The 22,655-nt window shown below is 73.3% G+C and carries 21 protein-coding genes; 10 read left to right on the top strand and 11 right to left on the bottom strand.

Annotated features, from left to right (window positions below):
* Positions 1 to 94: 94 nt before the first annotated feature.
* From ACFXPL_RS33270 to ACFXPL_RS33260, 3 genes are all read right to left on the bottom strand, one after another.
* On the bottom strand, positions 95 to 1,384 hold the full coding sequence (locus ACFXPL_RS33270; protein ID WP_384926681.1) for a cation:proton antiporter: 1,290 nt from the start codon (positions 1,382 to 1,384) through the stop codon (positions 95 to 97).
* 7 nt (positions 1,385 to 1,391) lie between these two features.
* Positions 1,392 to 1,877, bottom strand: coding sequence for a TrkA C-terminal domain-containing protein (locus ACFXPL_RS33265; RefSeq protein WP_329825836.1), 486 nt, complete (start codon positions 1,875 to 1,877; stop codon positions 1,392 to 1,394).
* 421 nt (positions 1,878 to 2,298) lie between these two features.
* The gene (locus ACFXPL_RS33260; RefSeq protein WP_384926679.1) at positions 2,299 to 2,589 is read right to left on the bottom strand and encodes a DUF3040 domain-containing protein; all 291 of its coding nucleotides are present in this window, start codon (positions 2,587 to 2,589) and stop codon (positions 2,299 to 2,301) included.
* Positions 2,590 to 2,943: 354 nt separating this feature from the next.
* Here ACFXPL_RS33260 and ACFXPL_RS33255 point away from each other — a divergent pair, with 354 nt between their 5' ends.
* The 3 genes from ACFXPL_RS33255 (at position 2,944) to ACFXPL_RS33245 (ending at position 5,678) form a co-directional block, all read left to right on the top strand.
* Entirely contained in the window at positions 2,944 to 3,939 is a 996-nt protein-coding gene (locus ACFXPL_RS33255) for a histidine kinase (protein WP_384926699.1), read from the top strand.
* A 2-nt stretch (positions 3,940 to 3,941) separates the two neighbouring features.
* The gene (locus ACFXPL_RS33250) at positions 3,942 to 4,601 is read left to right on the top strand and encodes a response regulator (protein ID WP_384926677.1); all 660 of its coding nucleotides are present in this window, start codon (positions 3,942 to 3,944) and stop codon (positions 4,599 to 4,601) included.
* 183 nt (positions 4,602 to 4,784) lie between these two features.
* Positions 4,785 to 5,678, top strand: a complete 894-nt coding sequence (locus ACFXPL_RS33245) for an ABC transporter substrate-binding protein (protein WP_384926675.1) — start codon at positions 4,785 to 4,787, stop codon at positions 5,676 to 5,678.
* A 196-nt stretch (positions 5,679 to 5,874) separates the two neighbouring features.
* Here ACFXPL_RS33245 and ACFXPL_RS33240 read toward each other — a convergent pair whose 3' ends face one another.
* Both ACFXPL_RS33240 and ACFXPL_RS33235 read right to left on the bottom strand, forming a co-directional pair.
* Positions 5,875 to 6,729, bottom strand: a complete 855-nt coding sequence (locus ACFXPL_RS33240; RefSeq protein WP_384926673.1) for a hypothetical protein — start codon at positions 6,727 to 6,729, stop codon at positions 5,875 to 5,877.
* A gap of 34 nt (positions 6,730 to 6,763) precedes the next feature.
* On the bottom strand, positions 6,764 to 7,417 hold the full coding sequence (locus tag ACFXPL_RS33235; RefSeq protein ID WP_384926671.1) for a GntR family transcriptional regulator: 654 nt from the start codon (positions 7,415 to 7,417) through the stop codon (positions 6,764 to 6,766).
* A 195-nt stretch (positions 7,418 to 7,612) separates the two neighbouring features.
* Here ACFXPL_RS33235 and ACFXPL_RS33230 point away from each other — a divergent pair, with 195 nt between their 5' ends.
* The 3 genes from ACFXPL_RS33230 (at position 7,613) to ACFXPL_RS33220 (ending at position 10,302) form a co-directional block, all read left to right on the top strand.
* On the top strand, positions 7,613 to 8,542 hold the full coding sequence (locus ACFXPL_RS33230; protein WP_384926669.1) for an oxidoreductase: 930 nt from the start codon (positions 7,613 to 7,615) through the stop codon (positions 8,540 to 8,542).
* Positions 8,543 to 8,830: 288 nt separating this feature from the next.
* Complete coding sequence (locus ACFXPL_RS33225) at positions 8,831 to 9,325, top strand: NUDIX domain-containing protein (RefSeq protein WP_384926667.1); 495 nt, start codon at positions 8,831 to 8,833, stop codon at positions 9,323 to 9,325.
* A gap of 143 nt (positions 9,326 to 9,468) precedes the next feature.
* Positions 9,469 to 10,302: a glycoside hydrolase family 75 protein gene (locus ACFXPL_RS33220; RefSeq protein WP_384926665.1), complete on the top strand. Its 834-nt coding sequence runs from the start codon at positions 9,469 to 9,471 to the stop codon at positions 10,300 to 10,302.
* Positions 10,303 to 10,403: 101 nt separating this feature from the next.
* Here the strand turns inward: ACFXPL_RS33220 and ACFXPL_RS33215 are convergent, their stop codons facing one another.
* Both ACFXPL_RS33215 and ACFXPL_RS33210 read right to left on the bottom strand, forming a co-directional pair.
* Positions 10,404 to 11,933: an amino acid permease gene (locus tag ACFXPL_RS33215; RefSeq protein WP_384926663.1), complete on the bottom strand. Its 1,530-nt coding sequence runs from the start codon at positions 11,931 to 11,933 to the stop codon at positions 10,404 to 10,406.
* Between the two features lie 115 nt (positions 11,934 to 12,048).
* Positions 12,049 to 13,056 carry a hypothetical protein gene (locus ACFXPL_RS33210; protein WP_384926661.1) on the bottom strand — a complete coding sequence of 336 codons (1,008 nt, stop codon included), beginning with the start codon at positions 13,054 to 13,056 and terminating at the stop codon, positions 12,049 to 12,051.
* Between the two features lie 1,324 nt (positions 13,057 to 14,380).
* On the opposite strand from ACFXPL_RS33210, the gene ACFXPL_RS33205 reads away from it, so the two are divergent.
* Entirely contained in the window at positions 14,381 to 16,123 is a 1,743-nt protein-coding gene (locus tag ACFXPL_RS33205) for a TIGR03767 family metallophosphoesterase (RefSeq protein ID WP_384926659.1), read from the top strand.
* 112 nt (positions 16,124 to 16,235) lie between these two features.
* A complete protein-coding gene (locus tag ACFXPL_RS33200; RefSeq protein ID WP_384926657.1) occupies positions 16,236 to 17,492 on the top strand; it encodes a DUF4032 domain-containing protein in 1,257 nt (418 codons plus the stop codon).
* Between the two features lie 18 nt (positions 17,493 to 17,510).
* Here the strand turns inward: ACFXPL_RS33200 and ACFXPL_RS33195 are convergent, their stop codons facing one another.
* The 3 genes from ACFXPL_RS33195 to ACFXPL_RS33185 are packed head-to-tail and all read right to left on the bottom strand — an operon-like array spanning position 17,511 to position 20,146.
* Entirely contained in the window at positions 17,511 to 18,536 is a 1,026-nt protein-coding gene (locus tag ACFXPL_RS33195; protein ID WP_384926697.1) for an NAD(P)/FAD-dependent oxidoreductase, read from the bottom strand.
* Positions 18,533 to 19,057 carry an isoprenylcysteine carboxyl methyltransferase family protein gene (locus ACFXPL_RS33190; RefSeq protein WP_384926655.1) on the bottom strand — a complete coding sequence of 175 codons (525 nt, stop codon included), beginning with the start codon at positions 19,055 to 19,057 and terminating at the stop codon, positions 18,533 to 18,535. Before ACFXPL_RS33190 ends, ACFXPL_RS33195 begins: the two co-directional genes overlap by 4 nt.
* 36 nt (positions 19,058 to 19,093) lie before the next feature.
* Positions 19,094 to 20,146, bottom strand: coding sequence for a type III polyketide synthase (locus tag ACFXPL_RS33185; RefSeq protein ID WP_384926653.1), 1,053 nt, complete (start codon positions 20,144 to 20,146; stop codon positions 19,094 to 19,096).
* 147 nt (positions 20,147 to 20,293) lie between these two features.
* Between ACFXPL_RS33185 and ACFXPL_RS33180 the strand changes: the two genes are divergently transcribed.
* Positions 20,294 to 21,172 (top strand): UbiA family prenyltransferase, encoded by an 879-nt coding sequence (locus ACFXPL_RS33180; RefSeq protein WP_384926651.1) that lies wholly within the window; start codon positions 20,294 to 20,296, stop codon positions 21,170 to 21,172.
* 54 nt (positions 21,173 to 21,226) lie between these two features.
* On the opposite strand, the gene ACFXPL_RS33175 is transcribed toward ACFXPL_RS33180, so the two are convergent.
* Positions 21,227 to 21,928 (bottom strand): dienelactone hydrolase family protein, encoded by a 702-nt coding sequence (locus ACFXPL_RS33175; protein ID WP_384926649.1) that lies wholly within the window; start codon positions 21,926 to 21,928, stop codon positions 21,227 to 21,229.
* Positions 21,929 to 22,141: 213 nt separating this feature from the next.
* On the opposite strand from ACFXPL_RS33175, the gene ACFXPL_RS33170 reads away from it, so the two are divergent.
* Complete coding sequence (locus ACFXPL_RS33170) at positions 22,142 to 22,597, top strand: tellurite resistance TerB family protein (RefSeq protein ID WP_384926647.1); 456 nt, start codon at positions 22,142 to 22,144, stop codon at positions 22,595 to 22,597.
* Positions 22,598 to 22,655: the final 58 nt, after the last annotated feature.

The raw sequence follows: 22,655 nt of genomic DNA, 5'->3' as shown, positions 1-22,655 counted from the left end.
CCAGGGCAGGGGCACAGGACGCAGGGCGCGCGTCCTGTGCCCCGTTCACCTTCCGGGGCCGAGCCGGGGGCCGGGGCAGGCCGAGACCGGGCGGTCAGCCCTGGCTGGGCGCCGTGTCGTTCGCCTCCGGTACGGCCGGTTCGGCCCGCGCGGACGACTCGGGCCGGCCGGAGGGCTCCGCCTTCACGAGCGGTACGGGGGTGGGGGCGGCCGGCGCCGGGGCCGGGGCCTTGGAACCGCCGGTGATCCGGCGGGCCAGCGGCTCCGTCCAGCGCGCGGCCAGCGGGCCGAGGATCACCAGGATGAGGACGTACGCGGTGGCCAGCGGGCCGATCCGCGGTTCGACTCCGACGGCCAGACCGGCGATGACGATGGAGAACTCACCGCGGGCCACGAGGGTGCCGCCGGTCCGCCAGCGGCCGGCCGTCCTGACTCCGGCGCGCTTCGCCGCGTACCAGCCGGTGGCGATCTTCGTCAGGGTGGTGACGGTCGCCAGGATGAGGGCGGGCACCAGGACCGGCGGGATGGCGGCCGGGTCGGTGTTCAGGCCGAAGAAGACGAAGAAGACGGCGGCGAACAGGTCGCGCAGCGGGGCCAGCAGATTGTGCGCGCCCTCGGCGACCTCACCGGAGAGCGCGATGCCGACGAGGAACGCGCCGACGGCGGCGGACACCTGAAGCTCCTGCGCGACCCCGGCGACGAGCACGGTGAGGCCGAGGACGACCAGCAGCAGCATCTCGGGGTTGTCGGAGGAGACCGCGCGGCTGATCAGCCGGCCGTGACGCAGCGCCAGGTAGAGCACCGCGCCGACGGTGCCGAGCGAGATCAGCAGCGTCAGGCTGCCGCCGGCGAGGCTGAGCCCGGCGAGCAGGGCGGTGAGCAGCGGCAGGTAGACGGCCATGGCCAGGTCCTCGATGACGAGGACGCCGAGGATCACGGGGGTCTCGCGGTTGCCGAGGCGGCCGAGGTCACCGAGGACCTTGGCGATCACTCCGGAGGAGGAGATCCAGGTGACACCGGCCAGGGCCACCGCGGCGACCGGCCCCCAGCCCAGGATCAGCGCGGCGACGGCGCCCGGCACGGCGTTCAGGACGAAGTCCACGATGCCGGAGGGGTACTGCGTCTTGAGGTTGGAGACGAGTTCGGACGCGCTGTACTCCAGCCCCAGCAGGAGCAGAAGCAGGATCACGCCTATCTCGGCGCCGGTGGCGACGAACTCCTCACTCGCGTTGAGCGGGAGGAGTCCGCCGTGCCCGAAGGCGAGTCCGGCGAGCAGGTAGAGGGGGATGGCGGAGAAGCCCACGCGGCCGGCGAGCCGCCCGAGTATCCCCAGGCCCAGGATGATGGCCCCGAGTTCGATGAGCAGTGCGGTGGTCTCGTGCACGGGCGCTTTATCCTCCGGTGATCAGTTCGGCGACGGCGTCCACGCCTTCCCGGGTGCCGACGACGACGAGCGTGTCCCCCAGGGCGAAGCGGAAGTCCGGGGTGGGCGAGGGGAAGGCGTCGGTGCGGCGCAGGACGGCGACGATGGAGGCGCCGGTGCGGCTGCGTACTTGGGTCGCGCCGAGCGTCCGGCCGACGTACGGGGAACGCTTGGTGACCGGGATGTGCTCGGTGACCAGGTCGATCTCGATGTGCTGGTGGAGATGGGCGACGGGGTCGGGCGTCAGGAGCTTGCAGAGCGCGGTCGCCTCGTGCGGGGCGAGGGTCGCGGCGTCCCGGCAGTTGTCGTCGTCCTCGGGGTCGTGGAAGGCGAGGATGCGGCGCCCGTCCTGGTGCACGACGACCGAGAGATGCTTTCCCGCTTCCGTGTTGAGGTCGTAGCGGGTGCCGACCCCGGGAAGGGTGGTCTTGCTGACGTGAGCGGTGTGCTCCATAGGAAACGGCTCCATGCGGGCGTGGCGTGAGGGTGTGCGGGCATGCTGACCCCTGGTGCGGTGACGGGGCATGACTGCGTCAGCCGTCCGCCACCGGACAGGGATTCTGCATCATGCGTCGCGAGGAAGCACCTGTAAGGGGATCCGCGATGCGATGGACACCGTGCCGACCGACCGGACGCGGGGGACCGACAGAGGTACGCGTCTCATGGAACCGCCCCCTCCGCCCCCGCGAATTCGACCGACCGCCCAGCATCTCAGTCATGGGCGGGCCAACGCTCAAGAGAGCGTTGGCCATCTCCGAACTATTTTAACGTAAAATAATTTGTGAGGTTTGTGGCCTATACAACGAAAAGAACCGCCGGAGACTCCGGCGGTTCGTCCTTCCCGGCGGCGCGCGCCTGCCGGGGTGAGGGGGCTGTTAACCGTGAGGCGGGCCGATGCCCTGCCTGACCCGGGCACGGTCGGGGTCGAAGAGATGCCCGGCGATCCCCGCCAGTACCAGCCCTCCCGCGATGAGGAGCCCATGGCCGAGGACGATGCCCAGGGCCAGGCCGCCGAGCGCGACGGCCAGCGTCAGCCAGGCGGTGCCGTGCCGGTACTCGCGGGGGCGGCACGGGGTGCCCGCCTCCAGCGCGTGGAAGAACCGGGGGTCGTCGTGGCGGAGCCGCTCCGCCAGGTCACCGAGCCGTCGGTCCTCGTTCGTCGTCATGGTCCGCCTCCCCGCCGCTGTAAGGCCGTTCCGTCCCGCCGGGCCCGCCGTGGCCGCGCCGTGCCCCGCCGCTCCGCCCGCGCGCCGCTCCGCCCGCCCGCGTTCGCCCGCCCGCCCTGCCCGGCGCGTACATGACGTACATCACGCACGTCCCGTACGTACGTTTCCGTCGCCGTCCCTCCCCGGGCGGTGTCCCCCTACGATCGCCGGTCGCCGCGCTCCCGCGCCATCCGCGTCGACACCCACATCGGGGGGTGGGCGACATGTAGACGCGTGGGGGTGGCGTGGCCGTGGTCGGGCCTCTCCTCCCGCGCGGGTGATAGTGGGGACGTCACCTGCGAGGAGGCCATGCCCGTGTCCCTGTTCTGGCGGATCTTTCTGCTCAACGCCGCGGTACTGTTCGCGGCCACCGCCCTGCTGCTGCTCGGCCCCGTCACCGTGTCCGCCCCCGTGCTGCTCACGGAAGCCCTGATCATGGCCCTCGGGCTGGTGGCCATGCTCGTCGCCAACGCCGCGCTGCTGCGCGTGGGGCTCTCTCCGCTGCAACGGCTCACCCGGGCGATGACGACGACCGATCTGCTGCGCCCCGGCCGCCGGCCCGCCGTGTCGGGACACGGCGAGATCGCGGAGCTCATCATGACCTTCAACACGATGCTCGACCGGCTGGAGGCCGAACGGGCGGCGAGCAGCGGACTCGCGCTCTCCGCGCAGGAGGCCGAACGCCGCCGGATCGCGCGGGAGTTGCACGACGAGGTGGGCCAGACCCTCACCGCCGTGCTGCTCGAACTGAAGCGGGTCGCCGACGGGGCCCCCGCCCCGCTGCGCGCCGACCTCCTCCACGTACAGGAGACGACGCGCGACAGCCTCGACGAGATCCGCCGGATCGCGCGCCGGCTGCGCCCCGGCGTACTGGAGGAGTTGGGGCTGATCAGCGCGCTCAAGGCGCTGACCACCGAGATCACCACGCACACCGGGCTGACGGTCCGGCAGCGTTTCGAGAGCGATCTGCCGGCGCTGGGCGAGGATGTCGAACTGGTCGTCTACCGGGTGGCGCAGGAGGGGCTGACCAACATCGTCCGTCACGCGGACGCGGGCCTGGTCGATCTCGCGCTCCGGCGCACGCCCACCGGGGTGGAACTGCTCCTCGCGGACGACGGCCGCGGCGTGGGTACGGCGACCGAGGGGGCGGGGATCAGGGGCATGCGGGAACGGGCCCTGCTGATCGGGGCCGAGGTCACCGTGGGCCCCGGCGGGGGCGACGTACGGGGAGACAGGCGGGAACGGACGGCGGGACAGGGCGGCGGAACCGGCGTACGCCTGCGTGTGCCGATCAGGAACGGGAGCAACTGACCATGGCCGAGACGACACCGACCCGCATCCTGCTCGCGGACGACCACGCGCTGGTCCGCCGCGGGGTCCGGCTGATCCTCGACAACGAACCGGACCTGACGGTCGTCGGCGAGGCCGGGGACGGGGCCGAGGCCATCGAACTGGCCCGCGCCGAACGCCCGGACCTGGTGATCCTGGACATCGCGATGCCCCGGCTGACCGGCCTTCAGGCGGCGCGCGAACTCTCCCGGCTCCAGCCGGGGACCCGCATCCTGATGCTGACCATGTACGACAACGAGCAGTACTTCTTCGAGGCGTTGAAGGCCGGGGCGAGCGGCTACGTCCTCAAGTCCGTCGCGGACCGCGATCTGGTGGAGGCGTGCCGGGCGGCGATGCGCGACGAGCCCTTCCTCTACCCGGGGGCGGTGACGGCCCTGATCCGGAACTATCTCGACCGGGTACGGCAGGGCGACGGCATCCCGGACAGCGCCGTCACCCCGCGGGAGGAGGAGATCCTCAAGCTGGTGGCCGAGGGACACACCTCCAAGGAGATCGCCGGTCTGCTGCTCATCAGCGCCAAGACCGTGGAGCGCCACCGCGCCAACCTCCTCCAGAAGCTGGGGCTGCGCGACCGGCTGGAACTGACGCGGTACGCGATCCGGGCCGGTCTGATCGAACCCTAGGACCTCCCGGTACCCCTCCCCCGGCGCCCCTCCCCCGGTCCGCGTTTTCTTCCGTTCCTCTTACCGGCGCGCGTTTGGAGTCCGCGCGCCCGGTGTTGGGCAGAGAGTTGGGGGGTGTCCCGAACCCGCGTACGGATACGGCGCCCCGGACACCGCACCAACACGAGCGGAACGAGGCGAGGCATGAACCCGGGCAACGGCTGGGAGTTCACGGACGATCGAGGCCGGCTCACCACGGCGACGGACCGTCCGACACGGGTGGTGGCCTACGTACAGGCCGGAGCGACGCTGTGGGACCACGGAGTGCGCCCCCTGGGGATCTTCGGTTCCCACCATGACGGAGAGACGCCGGACCCGGCGAAGGCGGGCGAGCTGCCCCTCGCCGAGCTGCGTTCCTTCGGCGCGGGCAGCGCCTTCGACCTGGAGGCCGTCCACGCCGCGGAGGCGGATCTGGTGGTCGCCGTGGGCTACGGCACAGGACAGGTGTACGGCATCGACCCGGAGGCCGCCAAGCGCCTGGAGGAGCAGATTCCGGTCGTCGTGATCGAGGTGGGGAAGGACCGTTCGCTCGGCTCCATCAGGGACCGGTTCTCGGAGCTGGCGCGCTCGCTGCGCGCACCGCTGGAGCCAGCGGTGGCGGAGCTGGAGCGCGCGGAGGCGCGGCTGCGCGCCCGGGCGGCGGGGCCGGCGCGCCCCCGGGTGCTGGCGCTCTCCGCGGCCGGGCCGGACACGGCGTACCTGGCCAGGCCGGGCACCTGGCCCGACCTGCGGGCGCTGACGGAGCTGGGGGTCGACCTCATCTCGCCGGAGGAGGGCGGCGGGGCCAACTGGCGCACGGTCGAGTGGTCCGAGGCCGCCGCGCTGGCCCCGGACATCGTTCTCGCGGACGTACGAGCGAACGCGGCGCCGCGCGAGCTGCTTCAGGACAACGCGCACTGGCGGGCCATCGAGGCGCGGGCGCGGATCGTGCCGTGGAACCCGGAGGCGCCGTCCAGCCACCGCGCGCACGCCCGCTCGCTCGACACGGTCACCGACGCCCTGGCGGCGGTCGGAACGGACACGGCGCACGGCGTGTAGCCGCGCTGCCGGCCGCGCGGGCTGCGTGTGCGCACGGCCTGGCGGCGCTGCCCGGGTGGATGCCCCGGCCGGGCGGTCGCGCTCGGGGCGCGCACCTCACGGCCGGGGCCGGCGCCGAGGGGCCAGGACCGTCTGCCCGGTCGGGGCCACGGAGACCGCCGCGAGCGGCGCGGCCCGGCGGCGCGGCCCGGACGCCTCAGCCCTTGCCGAAGAGGTACGCCGGGAAGGCGCCCGCGTCCCTCGCCGCCCGGGTGAAGCCCCCGGCCAGCTCGGTGAGGCGCGCGGTGGCGACCGGGCCGAGGTGGTCGTACGGGGCGGCGTCGAGGCGGTCGGTGAGTTCTTCGGCCTCACCGCGCAGGGCCGCCCCGGCCGCTGTGATGTCCCCCGCCTCGTCCAGCAGACCACGCTCGCGCAGCCCGTCCTGGGCGGCGGCCCACTGATCCGAGGACCATCCGCGGGTCTGCTGGAGGACGGCCGACGTCACGGCCTTGCCGGTGGCGCTGTGCAGGACCAACGCCTCGATCCCGGAGAGGCCGGCCACCAGCAGAGCGGCGAGGTGCCCGTCGCCCCGGTGCTCCCGCAGGAGGGTCGCGGCGTGCCACAGGGCCAGGTGCGGCTCCTCGGGCACGGGGAGGCCGGCGTTCGCTGCGTACAGCGGCCGTGCCTCGCGGCGACACGCCTCGGCGGCGCGCAGCGCCAGTTCGGCCGCCTCGGCCATCTCCTTCGACGTGAGGGCCTCCTCCCCGAGCAGCCGCCGCAGCGTCCCGTCGGCGCCGCGCAGCCGCGCGGCGAGCACCGCCTCCGGCGTGGTGACCGTCCACGCGGCGGGTATGTGCCGGGCCACGTGGTCGTGGTTGAAGTTGTAGAACGTCGCCGTGACCGTGCCGGCGCCGACCGGCCCGAGCGGGGCCGCGCGGCCCGCGAAGTAGGCCATGGCCCCCGGCTCCAGCCCGAGCGAGGTGAGTTCGTCGGCCAGCTCCGGTGCGAAGTACATGGCCGAGTGCAGGGGGTTGACCACGTTGTGGCAGCGGCGGCCGGGGGTCATGTCCATGGGGGCTCCTGAATTCGTCTGAGGTACCGCGGAGTCAGTCTGTGCGTACGGTCAGGTTCTCGGCGGTGCGCAGGACGTGCCGGGCGAGCCGGCCGGCGGCGCGCGCGGCGTCCCGGTCCAGGGCGGCTTCCTCCAGAGCCCGGTGCTCCCGCACGCCGTCCCGCTCCGGGACGGCGGCGCCGGACCAGTGCCTGGCCAGCTCGCTCGCCGTCCACAGGCGGTCGAAGCCGTCCAGGAGCACCGGGTTGCCGCAGCCTTCGAGCAGCGCGCGATGGAAGCGGCGGTGCGCCTCGGACCACTCGTCACAGACGTACGTACCGCCCGGTTCCCGCAACGGTGTGCGGGCGAGGTGGTGGTGGGCGGCCCGGACACGTACCTCCCAGTCGACGCCGCCCCGTTCGATCGACAGCCGGAGCATCGCCGTCTCGGTGACGGCACGGGCCTCCGCGATCCGCTGCCAGTGTTCGGCGTTCACCGCCGGGACCGCGAACCCCCGGTTGGGCAGCCGGACCGCGAGGCCCTCGCCCACCAGGCGGAGCAGGGCCTCGCGCGCGACGGCGAGGCTGACCTTCCCGGCGTTCGCCAGTTCCTGCGGCTTGAGTGCCTGCTCCGGCGCGAACACCCCGTGCAGGATCGCCGCGCGCAGCGTGGCGTACAGCCGCTCCGAGGGTGATCCGCCTTCCGTCATGGACCCACCGTAACAGATAATCGATTATTCATCCGATAATCGATTGCACCCGAGCTGTGCTGCGCGTACCCCCGCACGTACCCGTGAGGACGGCTCAGGCAACCGTCGCCCGAACGCGTCACATGTGGGCGCCGACAGCCGCTCCGGGGTGCGCCCTTCGTGTATTCGTTCCATTCCCTGGAGTAAGAAGGAGGCATGCGAGTCTGGAGCACGGCCGACATCCCTGACCTGACCGGCACCAGCGCGGTGGTCACCGGCGCCAACAGCGGGATCGGCGCGGCCGTCTCGCTCGCCCTGGCCCGGGCCGGCGCGCTGACCGTGCTGGCCTGTCGTGACCCGGAGCGCGGCGAGGACGCGGTGGCGGCGGTACGGGCGGCCGCACCCGGCGCCGAGGTACGCCTCGTCCGGCTCGATCTCGCCGACCTCGCCTCCGTACGCGAGGCGGCCGAGGCGCTGACCCGGACGGTGGACGGACAGCTCGATCTGCTGGTCAACAACGCCGGGGTGATGGCGCTGCCGCTGCGTCACACGGCCGACGGCTTCGAGATGCAGTTCGGCACCAACCACCTGGGCCACTTCGCCCTGACCGGCCTGCTGCTGCCGGTGCTGGGGGCGTCGGGGCCGTCCCGGGTGGTCTCGGTCTCCTCGCTCGCGCACCGGATCGGCGGGATGGACTTCGGCAATCTGGCCGGGGAGCGCGGCTACCGCAAGTGGCCCGCGTACGGTCAGGCCAAGCTCGCCAATCTGCTGTTCACGGCCGAGCTGGAGCGCCGGTCGCGGCTCACCGGCCGGGACATCCACGCGCTGGCGGCCCACCCCGGGCTCTCCGCGACCGAACTCGGCCAGGCGGGGCCCCTCATGGCGGGCAAACCGCTGGCCGCGAAGGCCGAACGGCTCACCCGCCTCTTCACCCAGCCCGCCTCCGTAGGAGCGCTACCGGTGCTGCGGGCGGCCACCGATCCGGCCGCGCGGGGCGGGGAGTACTACGGTCCGCGCGGGCCGCTGGAGGTACGGGGCGCCCCGGCGATCGCGCGGTCCTCGTCCCGCGCGCGGGACGCGGCGACGGCCGAGAGGCTGTGGGAGGTGTCCGCCCGGCTGACCGGCGTGACGCCGGACTTCGGCTGATCCGGGCCCAGGCGGGGAGGAGGAGGGAGCCGTCCCGTAGCACCGACCACCTCTTCCTCCCCGCCGGACACGGCCCGCCGCGCCCCCGTACGGCGCAACCGTTCATACGATCGGCCCGGTGGTGCCGCTCCAGAACCGGGGCACCCCTTTCCCCGCCGCCGGACCCTCCTTTACCGCGTCACACCCGGGAAACGTACGCGACACGCCCGAGCCACCCACGTCGGCAAACACGTCCTCGGCGTGGTGTTCGCATGGCGACCCGGTTTGCGGGTGCACAGACTTGACGGCATGTCGGGCGAACGAAGCGCGGGACTGCTGCTGCACCGGGTCACGGACTCCGGTGCCGCCGTGCTTCTCGGGCACATGGGCGGGCCGTTCTGGTCCGGCCGGGACGCCGCCGCCTGGTCGATCCCCAAGGGGGAGTACGAGGCCGGCGAGACGCCCGAGGCGGCTGCGCGCCGGGAGTTCCAGGAGGAGCTGGGGCTGCCGGTGCCCGAGGGGCCCTGGATCCCGCTCGGCGAGTCCCGGCAGCGGGGCGGCAAGACGGTCACCGTCTGGGCCGTCGAGGGAGATCTCGACCCGGACCTGGCCGTACCCGGCACCTTCACCATGGAATGGCCGCGGGGCTCCGGCGTCCTGCGGGAATTCCCCGAGCTGGACCGTTTCGCCTGGTTCTCCCTGGCGGACGCCGTGCGGCCGCTGGTGACGGGCCAGCGCGTCTTCCTGGACCGGCTGCGCCGGTGCATAGCCGACGGTCGTCCGCCGTCCCGGCCCGGCGGCTGAGCCGCCTCCCCGAGCAGGCCGCCGGGCGCGCGAGAAGCCCCGCACCCGTACGCCGACCACGGCACGCGGCGCCGGTGAGCCCTCACTTCGCGCCTCCGCCCGTCCCCCGCCCTCCCCGGACATCCAGGAAAGGGAACCTCTCCGTGCACTCACGCACGCACGTCTTCCTCACCGCCGGCACCGCGCTGCTGGCCGCGGCCGTGGTCCCCGCCACCGTGCTGCCCGCCCTCGCCGTACCCACGGGCCCGCCACCCGCCGCGGAACCCGCCACCGCGGCGCCGTCGACCGCGGCGCCGTCCACATCCGCACCGTCCACCGGCGCGCCGTCCGCTCCGGAACCCGCCGCCACGCGTGCGCCCGTACGGCGAGGCGCGGCCGGGCCCCCCGCCGAGGGCACGGTCAGTGCGGCGGCGCTGCTGGCCCGTGCCGGAGGCTGTGACCGGATCTCGGACGGGCTCTACCGCACCCGCGACGACACGCCGCCCACCGTCGCCGTCTGCGACGCGAAGGGCGCGGTGTTCTGGAAGGCCGACATGGACATCGACTGCGACGGCCAGCTCACGGCACGGTGCAACCACGAGTCGGACCCGTACTACCAGGAGCAGACCGCCTTCACCCAGACCGACGGCCGGCACCTCAACGCGGAGAAGCTGCCGTACATCGTCGTACCGATGACGAGTTCGATCTGGGACCACTCCTCGTCAGGGATCCACGGCGGGTCCGTCGCGGCCGTCATCCACGCCGACAAGGTGCAGTACGCCGTCGTCGGGGACATCGGGCCGCCGGGGATCATCGGGGAGGCGTCGCACGCGGCGGCGCGCGGGCTCGGCATCCTGACCGACCCGGCCGGGGGCGGTGTCCCCTCCGGGGTCACGTACATCGTCTTCAAGCACTCGCAGGTCTCCCCCATCGAGAACCACGACGCCGCCGTGCGGCTCGGCAACGAGCTGGCGAACAAGTTCCTCAGGGAGAACTGAGGGCCTGGGAGCCCGAGGACGGAGAAGGGGTGGTGGTGTGCGGGCCGGGCCTGAGCCCGTCGCACGCCACCACCCCCTCAGGGACGGCCGGAGGCCGTCGGTCAGACGATGCCCTCGGAGATCTCCGACTGCTCGCGGGCGTTGCCGTACGCCTGCGGGGTGCTGTACGAGCCGCGGGCGATGTACCACCAGGCGGTCGCCAGAACCAGGACGACGGCCAGCGCGATCACCGCGTAGTTCATCGAGTCGACGGTCACGGGGTTGGTCTGGGGCAGGCAGAAGAGCACGGTGACCAGGGCCACCCACACCACGGCGATCCAGCCGATCGGCTTGGACCAGCGGCCCAGGGTCCAGGGGCCCGGTTCGAAGCGGTCCTTGGCACGCAGCTTGAGGAAGATCGGGATGGCGTAGGCGGGCGTGATGCCGATGACGTTGATCGCCGTCACGGCGCCGTACGCGGTCGCGGAGTACAGGGAGGGGATGGCGAGCACGCCGGCGACGATGACCGACAGCCAGACCGCGGGCACCGGGGTCTGCGTACGGCCGCTGACGCGCCGCCACAGCGCGGAGCCCGGGAGCGCGTTGTCGCGGCTGAAGGCGAACACCATCCGGCTGGCCGCCGCGACCTCCGCGTTGCCGCAGAAGAGCTGCGCGACGATGACGAGCAGCAGCAGGGCCGTCGCGCCGCTGGTGCCGAGGGCGTCGATGAGGATCTGCGCGGGCGGCACGCCGGTGGCGCTGTTCTGGGCGCCGGCGTAGTCCTGGATCGCGAAGGTGAGGCCGGCCAGCAGCGCGAATCCGGCGACCCAGGAGACCCAGATGGCGCGGACGATGCCGCGCGCCGCCGTGACGGAGGCGTTCGAGGTCTCCTCGGAGAGGTGGGCGGAGGCGTCGTAGCCGCAGAAGGTGTACTGGGCGAGCAGCAGGCCGATGGCCGCGACGTAGAGCGGGTTCTGCCAGCCGGTGTCGTTCACGAACTCGGTGAAGACGAAGGAGGGCGACTGGTGGCTGTCAGGAACGATCGCGAGAGCGCCGACGATGACGGCGACGCCGGCCAGGTGCCACCACACGCTGATGGAGTTGAGCACACTGACCAGTCGGACGCCGAAGAGGTTCAGCACGGCGTGCAGGAAGAGAATGCAGAGGAATATGACGAAGGTCCAGCCGGGTGTGGGGCTGAATCCGAACTGGAGGTTGAGGAAGGCCCCGGTGAACAGCGCGGCGCCGTAGTCGATTCCGGCGATCGCGCCGAGCAGTCCGAGCAGGTTGAGCCAGCCGGTGTACCAGCCCCACTTGCGCCCGCCGAGCCGGTCGGCCATGTAGTAGAGGGCACCCGAGGTCGGGTACGCGCTGGTGACCTCGGCCAGCGCCATGCCGACGCAGAGGACGAAGAGTCCGACGCCCGCCCAGCCCCAGAGCATCACGGCCGGACCGCCGGTGCCCATGCCGAAGCCGTAGAGCGTCATGCAGCCGGAGAGGATGGATATGACGGAGAAGCTGATGGCGAAGTTGCCGAAGCCGCCCATACGGCGGGCGAGCACCGGCTGATAGCCCAGCTCACGCAGCCGCTTCTCTTCGTCGACCGCCGGCGCGGGTTCGGTCTTCGACCAGGTAGGCGGGGAAACGGACATGGAACTACCTCCGGAACGGAACACACGAAAGGGCGGGGACGGGGGAGAGAGCTGAGCGGGCGGAGGGGGACGGCCGCGGGGAGAGGGTCAAGCCAGGAGCGGTACGGGGCGCGGCTCAGCCGGGCGGGCCCTTACGGGAATCGCGCGCGGCGGTGAGACAGCGGCTCCGGGCCCGCAGGAACACGTCCTCGGCCTCGGCGGCGTCACCGGGTCTGCGCGTACGGTACGCCCAGGGCACCGAGACGTAGTACGGGCCGAGCGCCTCGAACACCCGGGCCGCCTCGCCGAATTGGAGGGCGCCCCACAGGGCGTGCGCGAGGTGGTTGAGGTCGAGCAGTGACGCCTCGGCCAGGACGGTGTGGTCGAACCAGAGGTTCAGCGCCCGCAGGGCGTCGCGGGTGGCGTCCTCGGTGACCCAGTGCAGGTCGAGGGCCTTCTCGTGGCCGTTGTCGCGGCGGTAGCGCTCGGTCCTGACGAACAGCGGCATGGCGTGCAGCGGCGAGCCCTCGGGGGCGGAGGAGGCGGCCCACTGGACGAAGTTGACGGCTTCCGAGAGGGAGCCGTCGGACCGCCGCGCGTACACGAACTGCAGCATGCGGTGGTACGCCTCGCGGTTGTAAGGATCGCGCTTGTCCACCTCGGCGAGCAGGGCCCACGGGCCGGGGAACAGCATCGGCCCCGGGGGCGGCAGCCGGTGTTCCTCCAGCCGCTGCCTGGTGTCGAGTTGGGACAGCGCCAGCAGACACACCCAGGGCACCGGGTCCTCGGGCGCCTGCCGCGCGGCGGTGCCGCACGCCTCCCACGCCTGCTGCCACAGCTCCTGGGTGCGCGCGTGCCCCTCGCGGTGGGCGCGTACGGCGCGTTCGACCAGGACGCGGGTGTGCATGACGCTCGCGGCGACGCTGCCGGGCTCCTCGCTCCGCCAGGCCTGTACGGCGTCGGATCCGGCGGCCACGGTGGCGAGCACCTGGGTGCGCTGGGTCCACAGGGACCAGTCGCGGGTCCCGTCGAGGAGGTTGCGCATCGAGACCCAGCGTCCGGTGCGCAACTCCTGCACGGCCGCGCGCAGATCGTTGTCGTGGCCGGCCGGGTGGTAGACGGGTCGGAAGTTCTCACTCGCCATCAGTGGTGCTCCGTCCGCCGGTTGGGCTCCGTCCGTGCGCAGGGTGGCTGGAAGGCGGAAGGGGCTAGCACCGGCTCTCCGCCCCCGTCCCTGGTGGTCCCGGGACCCGGAGGTGACGGGCGACGCAGTGGTCCAGGAGACCGCCGAGGAGGCGCCCGGATGAATGGATGGTCGACATAGATCCTCAAGGACAGTGGGGGGTGAAACGTTCCGGCTGGGTCATGCGAAGGCGCGGTCGTACCACGCCCACCGGCCGGGCGAGCTGATCGAGCACACCCTGCCGCTGCGGCGATCAGTGTAGGGGCCCTGATCCGGCCCTTCGAACACTTTGCTGATCTTTCGCAACTCTCCGTTGATCAAGCGAGGTTACGCCTCTGTCCCGCGGGAGCTCCCTGGCTCGCACGTGCCGGTGACGCAACGGGAGCGCTTCGGCGCTCCCGGTACCGATCGGTCCGCACCGGGGGCCTCCGTTCCCGCCGCGCCCCGCCTCCCCCTCTGACCTGCACCGCAGTGATCTGCGCCACGCCTGGTCCGGACCAGGCGTCCACCCCCTGTCCGGTGGGTGTCCCACGGTGCGGACGCGCCGTCCGTCCGCGCAGGGCGAACAGCCCACGCCGTCGCCGTGGAACTGTGACCCAACCGGAATCTCCGCAGGGGAAATCGAGGACGGGAGCGTGGCCGGCAGGCCACCGCGTCGCCGGACACGCGGGCGGGGACGGGGCGGCGCACCAGCGCCGACCTGGGACGACCGTCCACGACCGTCGATGGCCGGGCATTGCAGGCGCACACGGCGGCACATGCCTCCGGCCTCCCCACGGCCCGGGTGCGGCGCGCGTCCACGGCGGCCGACGACACACGGACGACACACAGGGCGGCGCGCGGGGCGGGGCGCGGGACGGCGTACGGGACGGCGTACGGCGCGGCTGCGAAAAAGGGGACGGCCCCACCGGCGAGGGGGATGCGCCGGTGGGGCCGGGAAGGCTCATGCGGCCGAGGGGGAAGGGCCGTGAGCTTGGCTCGATGAGGCGTGTGCCCGCTCTCCCGCGACCTATGCGTCCGAAGCGAGCCAGGTTTTCCGGCCCCCGCCCTCCCGGCGCCGCTCCGCCCGCTTCCCCGCGCGGTGAACGGTGAGCGACCTGTTCCGGTCCTGCGGCCGAGGGGACGGCGACGCTTCGCCGCCACGGTGATCCCTGTGCGGAGATGGGTGTCGGACGTTGGAACGTCGTTCACGCGCAGGCCACGCCCGGTGTCAAGCATCAAGGTGCAGCCAGGGGGCCGTCCCCCGGCGCGCTCGCTGACGCGCTCGTACTCGGGAGACCGGACCATGACACGCATACGCTCCGCAGTCACCGGCGTCGACCGCCGTTCCTTCCTCACCGCGACCGGAGCGGTCGGTGTGTCGGCGGGAATCGGGCTGGCTCTCGGCGCGGGCGGCAACTCCGGGGAGGCCTCCGCCGCGTCCACCGTCCCCGGCCCCCGCGGCCCGGTGGCCCCGACGGCCACGGCGGCCCCGGTCCGTACCCCCGCCGTGCCCGCCCGTACCACCCTGGACACGGTCGCCGCCCCCCGCGACACGGCCGCGGCCTTCCGCCGGCTCGGCGACGGACCGGGGTGGCGCCGGGTCGTACGGGAGCAGCTCGCGGCCCCGCGGGCCGGGCGCGCCGGGCGGCGTACCGTCCTCACCTCCTTCGTGCAGCTCACCGACCTGCATCTGGTCGATGTGCAGCACCCCGTGCGCACCGAGTACCTGCGCTCGCAGCAGCTCTCGGGGTGGCGCCCGCAGGAGGCACTGACGGTGCCGGGCGCGGTGTCCCTGGTCGAGCAGATCAACGCGCTCAGGAACGGTCCTGCCACGGGCGCGCCGCTCTCCTTCGCGGTGACGACCGGCGACAACACCGACAACAACTCGCACGCGGAACTCGACTGGTTCCTCACGGTGATGAGCGGGGGCCGCGTCTCCCCCAACACCGGCGACCCGCGCCGCTACGAGGGCGTGCAGAACTCCGGCGAACGGCTGTTCTGGCACCCGGAGGACGCCCTGCGTGACACCGACAAGCGGCTCGGCTACCCCCGTATCGACGGCTTCCTCGACGCCGCGATCCGCTCGGTGAACAGCCCCGGGCTGCGGATCCCGTGGTACTCGACGGTCGGCAACCACGACGGTCTGGCGAGCGGCGCGATGGCCGACCGGAGCGGGTTCCTCGCGGAGTTCGCCGTCGGGGCGAAGAAGCTGTACGGCGTCCCGGACGCCGAGGCCAAGGAGATGCTGAAGCAGCTCTCGAAGGGCGGTGACCCCTCCGGTGCCAAGCTGATCGACCTGCTGCGCCGTTCGAAGCGGCGGATGCGCACCATCACGCCCGACCCGGGCCGGGCGCCGTTCGGTCCGCGCGACTATCTGAAGGCGCACCTCGATCCGGCGCGCGCCGGGGCCGGTCCGGCCGGGCACGGCTACACGGCGGCCAATCTCGACGGCGACACGCTCTACTACACGTTCCCGATGGGCGAGAACGTCACCGGGATCAGCCTCGACACCACCGACCGGGGCGGCCACTTCACGGGCTCGCTCAACACCGCCCAGTTCACCTGGCTGAAGCGGACGCTGAAGGAGCTCAAGGACCACTACGTCGTGGTCTTCAGCCACCACAACAGCTGGACGATGACCAACACCCACCCCGACCCGGCGCACCCCGGCGAGGCCCGCCACAGCGGCGACGAGGTGCTGGAGCTGCTGGGGCGCAGTCCGCAGGTGCTGGCCTGGGTGAACGGGCACAGCCACCGCAACGCGGTCGCGCCGCGCGGCGGCTTCTGGGAGATCTCCACGGCCTCGCACATCGACTTCCCGCAGCTCGCCCGGGTCATCGAGATCGCGGACAACAACGACGGCACGCTGTCGCTGTTCACCACCCTGATCGAGTCGTCCGCGCCGCACCGCACCGACTTCACGGATCTCTCGCAGACCGGGCTCGCGGCGCTCTACCGGGAGCTGTCGCACAACGCGCCGGGCTCCACCACGGCTCCGGCGGGCACCTCGACGGACCGCAACACCGAACTGCTGCTGACCCGCTGACACCGTGAGCGCGGTACGCGTGACGCCGTCGGGGTGGCACAATCCCACCCGGCACACTGTCCCCGGCGGCCGGGGACCCGGTGCCCGCCCGACGACCGCAGTGGGAGGCACGATGGCGCTCCAGATCAGCGCGACCAATCCGGAGCAGCCGGCCGTACTCCTGGACCTGCCCTGGAACATCCCGCTCGACCAGTGGCCCGACGCGTGCCTGGTGGCGCTCCCGCGCGGCATCTCGCGCCATGTGGTCCGGTTCGCCTCGGCGGGCCCCGAGGTCGTGGCGGTCAAGGAGATATCCGAGCGGGGCGCGGTGCGCGAGTTCGGGCTGCTGCGCGATCTGCACCGGCTCGGCATCCCCGCCGTGGACCCGGTGGCGGTGGTGACCGGCCGGGTGGACGCGGACGGCGCGCCCCTGGAGCCGACGCTGATCACCCGCCATCTCAAGGGCTCGCTGCCGTACCGCTCGATGTTCGAGTCGACTATGCGTCCGACCACCGTCAAGCGGCTGATGGACGCGCTGGCCGTACTGCTCGTACGGCTGCATCTCGCCGGGTTCGCCTGGGGCGACTGCTCGCTGTCCAACGCGCTGTTCCGGCGGGACGCCGGGGCGTACGCCGCCTACCTGGTGGACGCGGAGACCGGTCAGCTCCAGCAGAACCTCAGCCGGGGGCAGCGCGATTACGACATCGAGCTGGCCCGGGTCAACATCGCCGGCGAGCTGATGGACCTGGAGGCGTCGGGCGCGCTGCACCCGTCCGTCGACCCCGTGCCGTTCGGCACGGCGATCGTGCGGCGGTACGAGGACCTGTGGCACGAGGTGACACGCGAGTCGGTCTATCCGGTGGACAAGCGCCACTACATCGACCGGCGGATCCGCCGCCTCAACGATCTCGGGTTCGACGTGGCGGAGATGCAGATCGAGCGTTCCCCCCAGGGCGACACCGTCACGTTCCTGCCGAAGGTCGTGGACGCGGGCCACCACCAGCGCCAGCTCCTGCGGCTGACCGGTCTTGACGCCGAGGAGAACCAGGCGCGGCGGCTGCTCAACGACCTGGAGAGCTGGATGGCGGGCGAGGACGACTACGCCCCGGGCGATCCGCTGGGCGCCAGGCCCGAGGTACTGGCGCACCGCTGGGTGCGTGACGTGTTCCGGCCGACGGTACGGGCCGTACCGCTGGAGCTGCGCGGCGAGATGGACGCGGCGCAGATCTACCACGAGGTGCTGGAGCACCGCTGGTACCTGTCGGAGGCGGCCGGGCGCGATGTCGGCCTGGAGACGACGATCGAGGACTACCTCGCGCATGTGCTGCCCCGCACGGTGGCCGCGATGGCCCCGCCGGTGACGGACCCCGCCGCCGATCTGTCCCCCTGAACCGCGGGCGCGGGGCGGTCACTGGAGGGCGCGCACCACCGCCGTGAAGAGCGCAGGGGCCCGCGCCGCCGCCGGGACCAGCAGCCGGGCGCCCGCCGGACGGCCCGCGACCCGCAGCAGCCCCTCCGTCAGCAGCCGGTGGCGGCGGGTCAGCGCCCGCCACGCGCCCTCGTACTCCTGGGGCCGCCCCGCCCGCAGACAGCGCACCGCAGCCCGGGCCGACGCGAGGGCGAGCGCGATGCCCTCGCCGGTGAGCGCGTCGACGTAACCGGCCGCGTCGCCCACGAGCAGCACCCGCCCCGCCGACCTGCGGCGTACGCGGCGGCGCAGCGGGCCCGCGCCGCGCACGGCTCCGGCGGGCGCGCCCGCGAGTCTGGCCCGCAGGTCGGGGAAGGCGGCGAGGTGGTCGTCGTAACCGCGCCTGACCGTGCTCAGCACGGCGACCCCCACCAGATCACCGGCCACCGGCGTCACATACGCCTCACCGTCCTCGCCGGTCGCCGACCAGTGCACCTCGACGAAGTCCGTCCACGGCGCGACGCGGTAGTGCCGCCGCTGCCCGTAGCGCCGGGGGCCCCGGCCGGGCAGCTCCAGGCCGAGGCCGCGCCGTACCGGTGAGTGCAGCCCGTCCGCGGCCACCAGCCAGCGCGCCCGCAGCCCGGCCGCCGTGACCGCGTCGGCGTTCTGCTCGATGTCCCCGACCCGCCCGGTGACCATCCGTACGCCGGTCTCCTCGGCCCGTCGCGCCAGCGCGGCGTGCAGGGCCGTGCGGCGTACGCCGAGGCCGGGGCCCGCGTCGAAGACGGCCTCCGCGCGGTGCGCGCCGTGGACGTACCGGATCCCGCGCAGGGCGTGGCCGCCCGGTCCTTCGAGGCCGAGGTCCGCCAGCGCGCGCACCCCGGCGGGCATCACGCCCTCGCCGCACGCCTTGTCGACCGGGGTGGGGCGCGGCTCGATCACCACGGTCTCCAGACCGGCCAGGGCGGCGTGCACGGCGGTGGCGAGTCCGGCCGGTCCGCCGCCGGCCACCAGCAGGTCGATCACGGCCGGGCGCCGGCCCCGGCCGTCCGCAGCGCGTCGTTCTCGCACCGTATCCGGACGGTCAGCAGAGCGGCGTTGAGCACGGTGAACACCAGCGCGGTCAGCCAGGCGCCGTGCACGAGGGGCAGTGCGACGCCTTCGGCCACGACCGCCACGTAGTTGGGGTGGCGCAGCAGCCGGTACGGGCCGCCCGTCACCAGGGGCAGCCCGGGCACGACCAGGACCCGGGTGTTCCAGCGCGGTCCCAGGGCGCGGATGCACCACCAGCGCAGCGCCTGCGCGGCGACGACGACCGCGAGCATCGTCCAGCCGAGCACGGGCGCGAAGGGCCGGTCGGCGAGCGCCACTTCGGCGAGGCAGCCGAGCAGCAGGCCGGTGTGCAGGACGACCATGGTCGGATAGTGTCCCCGCCCCTGTTCGGCGGCGCCGCGCGCCAGGCTCCAGCGGGCGTTGCGGCGCGCGACGGCCAGTTCGGCGACGCGCTCCGCGCCCACGGCCAGGACGAGCGCGGTGTACCAGATCATCTCTTCCCCTGCCTCTCTGTCCTCGTGGCGCCGCGGCTACCAGCGGAGCAGGACCAGCTCCGAGCAGAATCCGGGTCCCATCGCGAGCAGCAGCCCCGCCGTGCCCGCCGGTGGTGGCCGCTCCGCCAGGGTGTCGCGCAGGACGTGCAGCACCGAGGAGGAGGACAGGTTGCCCACGGCGGCCAGCGAGCGCCAGGTGAGGTCGAGGGCTCCGGACGGCAGGGCGAGGACTTCCTCGACCGCCTCCAGGACCTTCGGCCCGCCGGGGTGGCACACCCAGGCGGTGATGTCCTCGCGCGCCAGACCGTGGTCGGCGAGGAAGCCGTCCACGTCGGCGGCGAGATTCTTCCGTACGACGTCCGGAACGCTCGCGTCCAGGACGATCCGGAAGCCGGATCCTGTGATGTCCCACCCCATCACGTGTTCGGTGTCCGGGTAGAGGTGGCTGCGGGTGGAGACGACGGCGGGGCCCGTGGCGCGGCGCCGGGCGCCGCAGGCGACGACGGCCGCCGCGCCGTCGCCGAAGAGCCCGGAGGCGACGAGGTTGGCCGTGGAGGCGTCGTCCCGCTGGAAGGTGAGGGAGCACAGCTCCACCGAGAGGAGGACGGCGACGTCCCCGGGGTGGCCGAGCAGGTAGTCGTGCAGCCGGGCGATCCCGGCGGCTCCCGCGACACAGCCGAGGCCGAAGACCGGCACCCTCTTGACGTCGGGGCGCAGCCCGAGCCGTCCCACCAGGCGCGCGTCCACGGAGGGCGCGGCGATGCCGGTGACGGACGTGAACATCAGCAGGTCGACGTCGCGCGGGGAGAGCCCCGCCGCGTCCAGCGCGCCGCCGACCGCCTCGGCGCCCAGCGGGACGGCCGTGTCGATGAAGACGTCGTTGACCGCGCCGAAGTCTTCGAGGGCGCCGTACCGGTCGAGCGGCAGGGCCGTATGACGCGTGGTCACGCGGGTGCCTCGGTGGAGCCGGTCGAGCACCCGGCGGTCGGCCCCCGCGGGCAGACAGCTTCTGGCGACGGTGTCCGTGAGGTCGTGCTGGCGGTGCTGATGCGGAGCCAGGGCTCCGTGGACGGCTGCGATGCGAGTCATCTGCGGTCCGGGGTCGGAGGGCTACGGACGTGCCATCCCTGCCCCCGCGCCACCGCGCCACACGCGAAGTCGCCTGTACGGCCCCCCGGTGGCGGACCGGTACGCCGGGGCGGCGCCGTCGGGACGAGCGGGTCCTACGATGGGCCCGTGGACGCGAGGGACGAATCGGGCATCGTGGTCGGTGGGCCGGTCGGCGGGGTGCCGGGGCGGTGGCCGCGGTCCGTGGGCGGGCTGCTGAGGGCGTGTCACCCGGGGCCGACGGCCGTGGTGACGCTGCTGGTGGCCGGGCTGGCGGTGGCCGCCGGGCAGGACGGCCCCGGCTGCGTCCTCGCGACCGCGGCCGTGCTGGCGGGGCAGCTCTCCATCGGGTGGAGCAACGACGCGGTCGACGCGGCGCGGGACGGGGCGGCGGGCCGGCGGAGCAAGCCCGTGGCGGGCGGGGCGGTGACCGCGCGCGCCGTGCGGGGCGCGGCGCTGGCCGCGCTGGCCCTGTGCGTTCCGCTCTCGCTGCTGTACGGGGCGCTCGCCGGGGCGGTGCATCTGGCGGGCGTGGTGGCGGGCTGGGCGTACAACCTGGGGGTGAAGTCGACGGCGGCTTCCTGGCTGCCGTACGCGATCGGGTTCGCCTCCCTGCCCGCCTTCGTGACGCTCGGTCTGCCGGGGCGGCCGCTGCCCGCCTGGTGGGTGGTGGCCGCGGCGGCGCTGGTGGGGGTCGGGGCGCATCTCGGCGATGTCCTGCCGGACATCGCGGACGACCTGGCGGCGGGGGTACGCGGCTGGCCGCAGCGGCTGGGCCCGGCGGGCGCCCGTACGCTGCTGCCGGTCCCGCTGGTGGCGGCCACGGCGCTGCTGGCACTGGGCGTCCCCGGCGCGGCGGGGGCGCTCGCCCTGGTGGTGGCGCTGGGCGCGGCGGCCGGCGGCGCGGTGCTGGGGCGTCACCGGCCGGGGGCGGCGTTCCTGGCGGCCGTTGTCGTCGCGGGGGTCGATGTGGCGCTGCTGCTGTGGCGGGGGACGGCGCCCGTCTGAAGCGCCGCCGTCCCCCGCTCCCCCGCCCGCCCGAGGCGTGCCGGAGGGCGCGCGTCAGGCGGAGCCGAGCCGGGCGCCGAGGAAGGCGAGCGTACGGTCCCACGCCCGGCCGGCCGCCTCGGCGTGGTACGCCTCGGGGCGGCCGTCGTTGAAGAAGGCGTGGCCGGCCCCCGCGTAGACGTGGAAGACCGGGACGATGCCGGACTGCGACGCGATGGCCGCCTTCAGCTCGTCGAGGCTGTCCGGCGGCACGCTCTCGTCCCGCTCCCCGTAGTGGCCGAGGATTTCCGCCTTGAGCCCGGAGAAGTCCGGTACGCCGTCCTTGTTGACGCCGTAGAACGGCACGGCGGCGGAGACCCGCGGGTCGGCCGCGGCGAGGCTGAGGACGAAGCCGCCGCCCATGCAGAAGCCGACCGCGCCGACCGTCGCGCCCTCCGTCTCGGGCCGGTCCAGCAGGTGGTCCACGGCCCCGGAGAGCAGTTCGACGCCCCGGGCGGTGGGCAGTTCGGTCATCATCCGCAGCGCTTCGCCGGAGTCGTGGGCGACCTGGCCGCCGTACAGGTCGGGGGCGAGCGCGACGTAGCCGGCCTGGGCGAAGCGGTCGGCGACGTCCTTGATGTGGGCGGTCAGCCCCCACCACTCCTGGATGACGATGACGCCGGGGCCGTGTCCGGCGGGCGGGACGGCCAGATAGCCGTACGCGGTGGTCCCGGCGCTCGGGAAGGAGACGTTCTGGAGGGTCGGCTCGGTCGGCATGAGGGGTGCTCCCAGCGTGCTGCGGGTCGGTGGCATCGGGTGCGGTCGGTGGTCGGCGGGCACCTTACCCGGGACGGGCGTGCGGAGTGCCGTACCGGCGCGGAAACGGGGCCCCGGCGGTGCGGAACGAACCGGCTCGCCCGTACGGGCACGCGACGGCGCTCCCGGACGTTGCCGGAGTGTTCTGTGTGACACCTGAGGAGAGATGAACGAATGGCCCTGTGGGACCGGTTCAAGGAATCCGCCGCGACGATGCAGACGCAGCTCATGGCGAAGAAGAACGATCTCAAGAGCGGCTCCTTCCGCGACGCGAGCATGGCCATGTGTGCCCTGGTCGCCGCCGCCGACGGCTCCGTCGACCCTGCGGAGCGGCAGCGGGTCGCTTCGCTGATCGCCTCCAACGAGGTGCTGCAGAACTTCCCGGCGGAGGATCTCCAGCGGCGCTTCGACGACTATCTGAACAGGCTCACGGCCGACTTCGCGTTCGGTAAGGTCACCGTCCTCCAGGAGGTCGCGAAGGCCAAGAAGAAGCCCGCCGAGGCGCGGGCGGTCGTCCAGATCGGCATCGTCATCGGTGGCGCCGACGGCGACTTCGACGCGACGGAGCGGGCCATGGTCCGCGAGGCGTGCTTCGCGCTGGACCTGCCGCCGCACGAGTTCGACCTCTGAGACCGTCGGGTCCTGAGCGCGCGTGAGCACGGAAGCGGGGCGGTGGCCGGTCGGCCAC

Origin of the sequence: Streptomyces sp. NPDC059092 (genome assembly GCF_042756365.1) — a bacterium.
Taxonomy (GTDB): Bacteria; Actinomycetota; Actinomycetes; order Streptomycetales; family Streptomycetaceae; genus Streptomyces.
The sequence above is the reverse complement of the archived record's forward strand: the minus strand, read 5'-3'. Positions and strand labels throughout refer to the sequence as shown.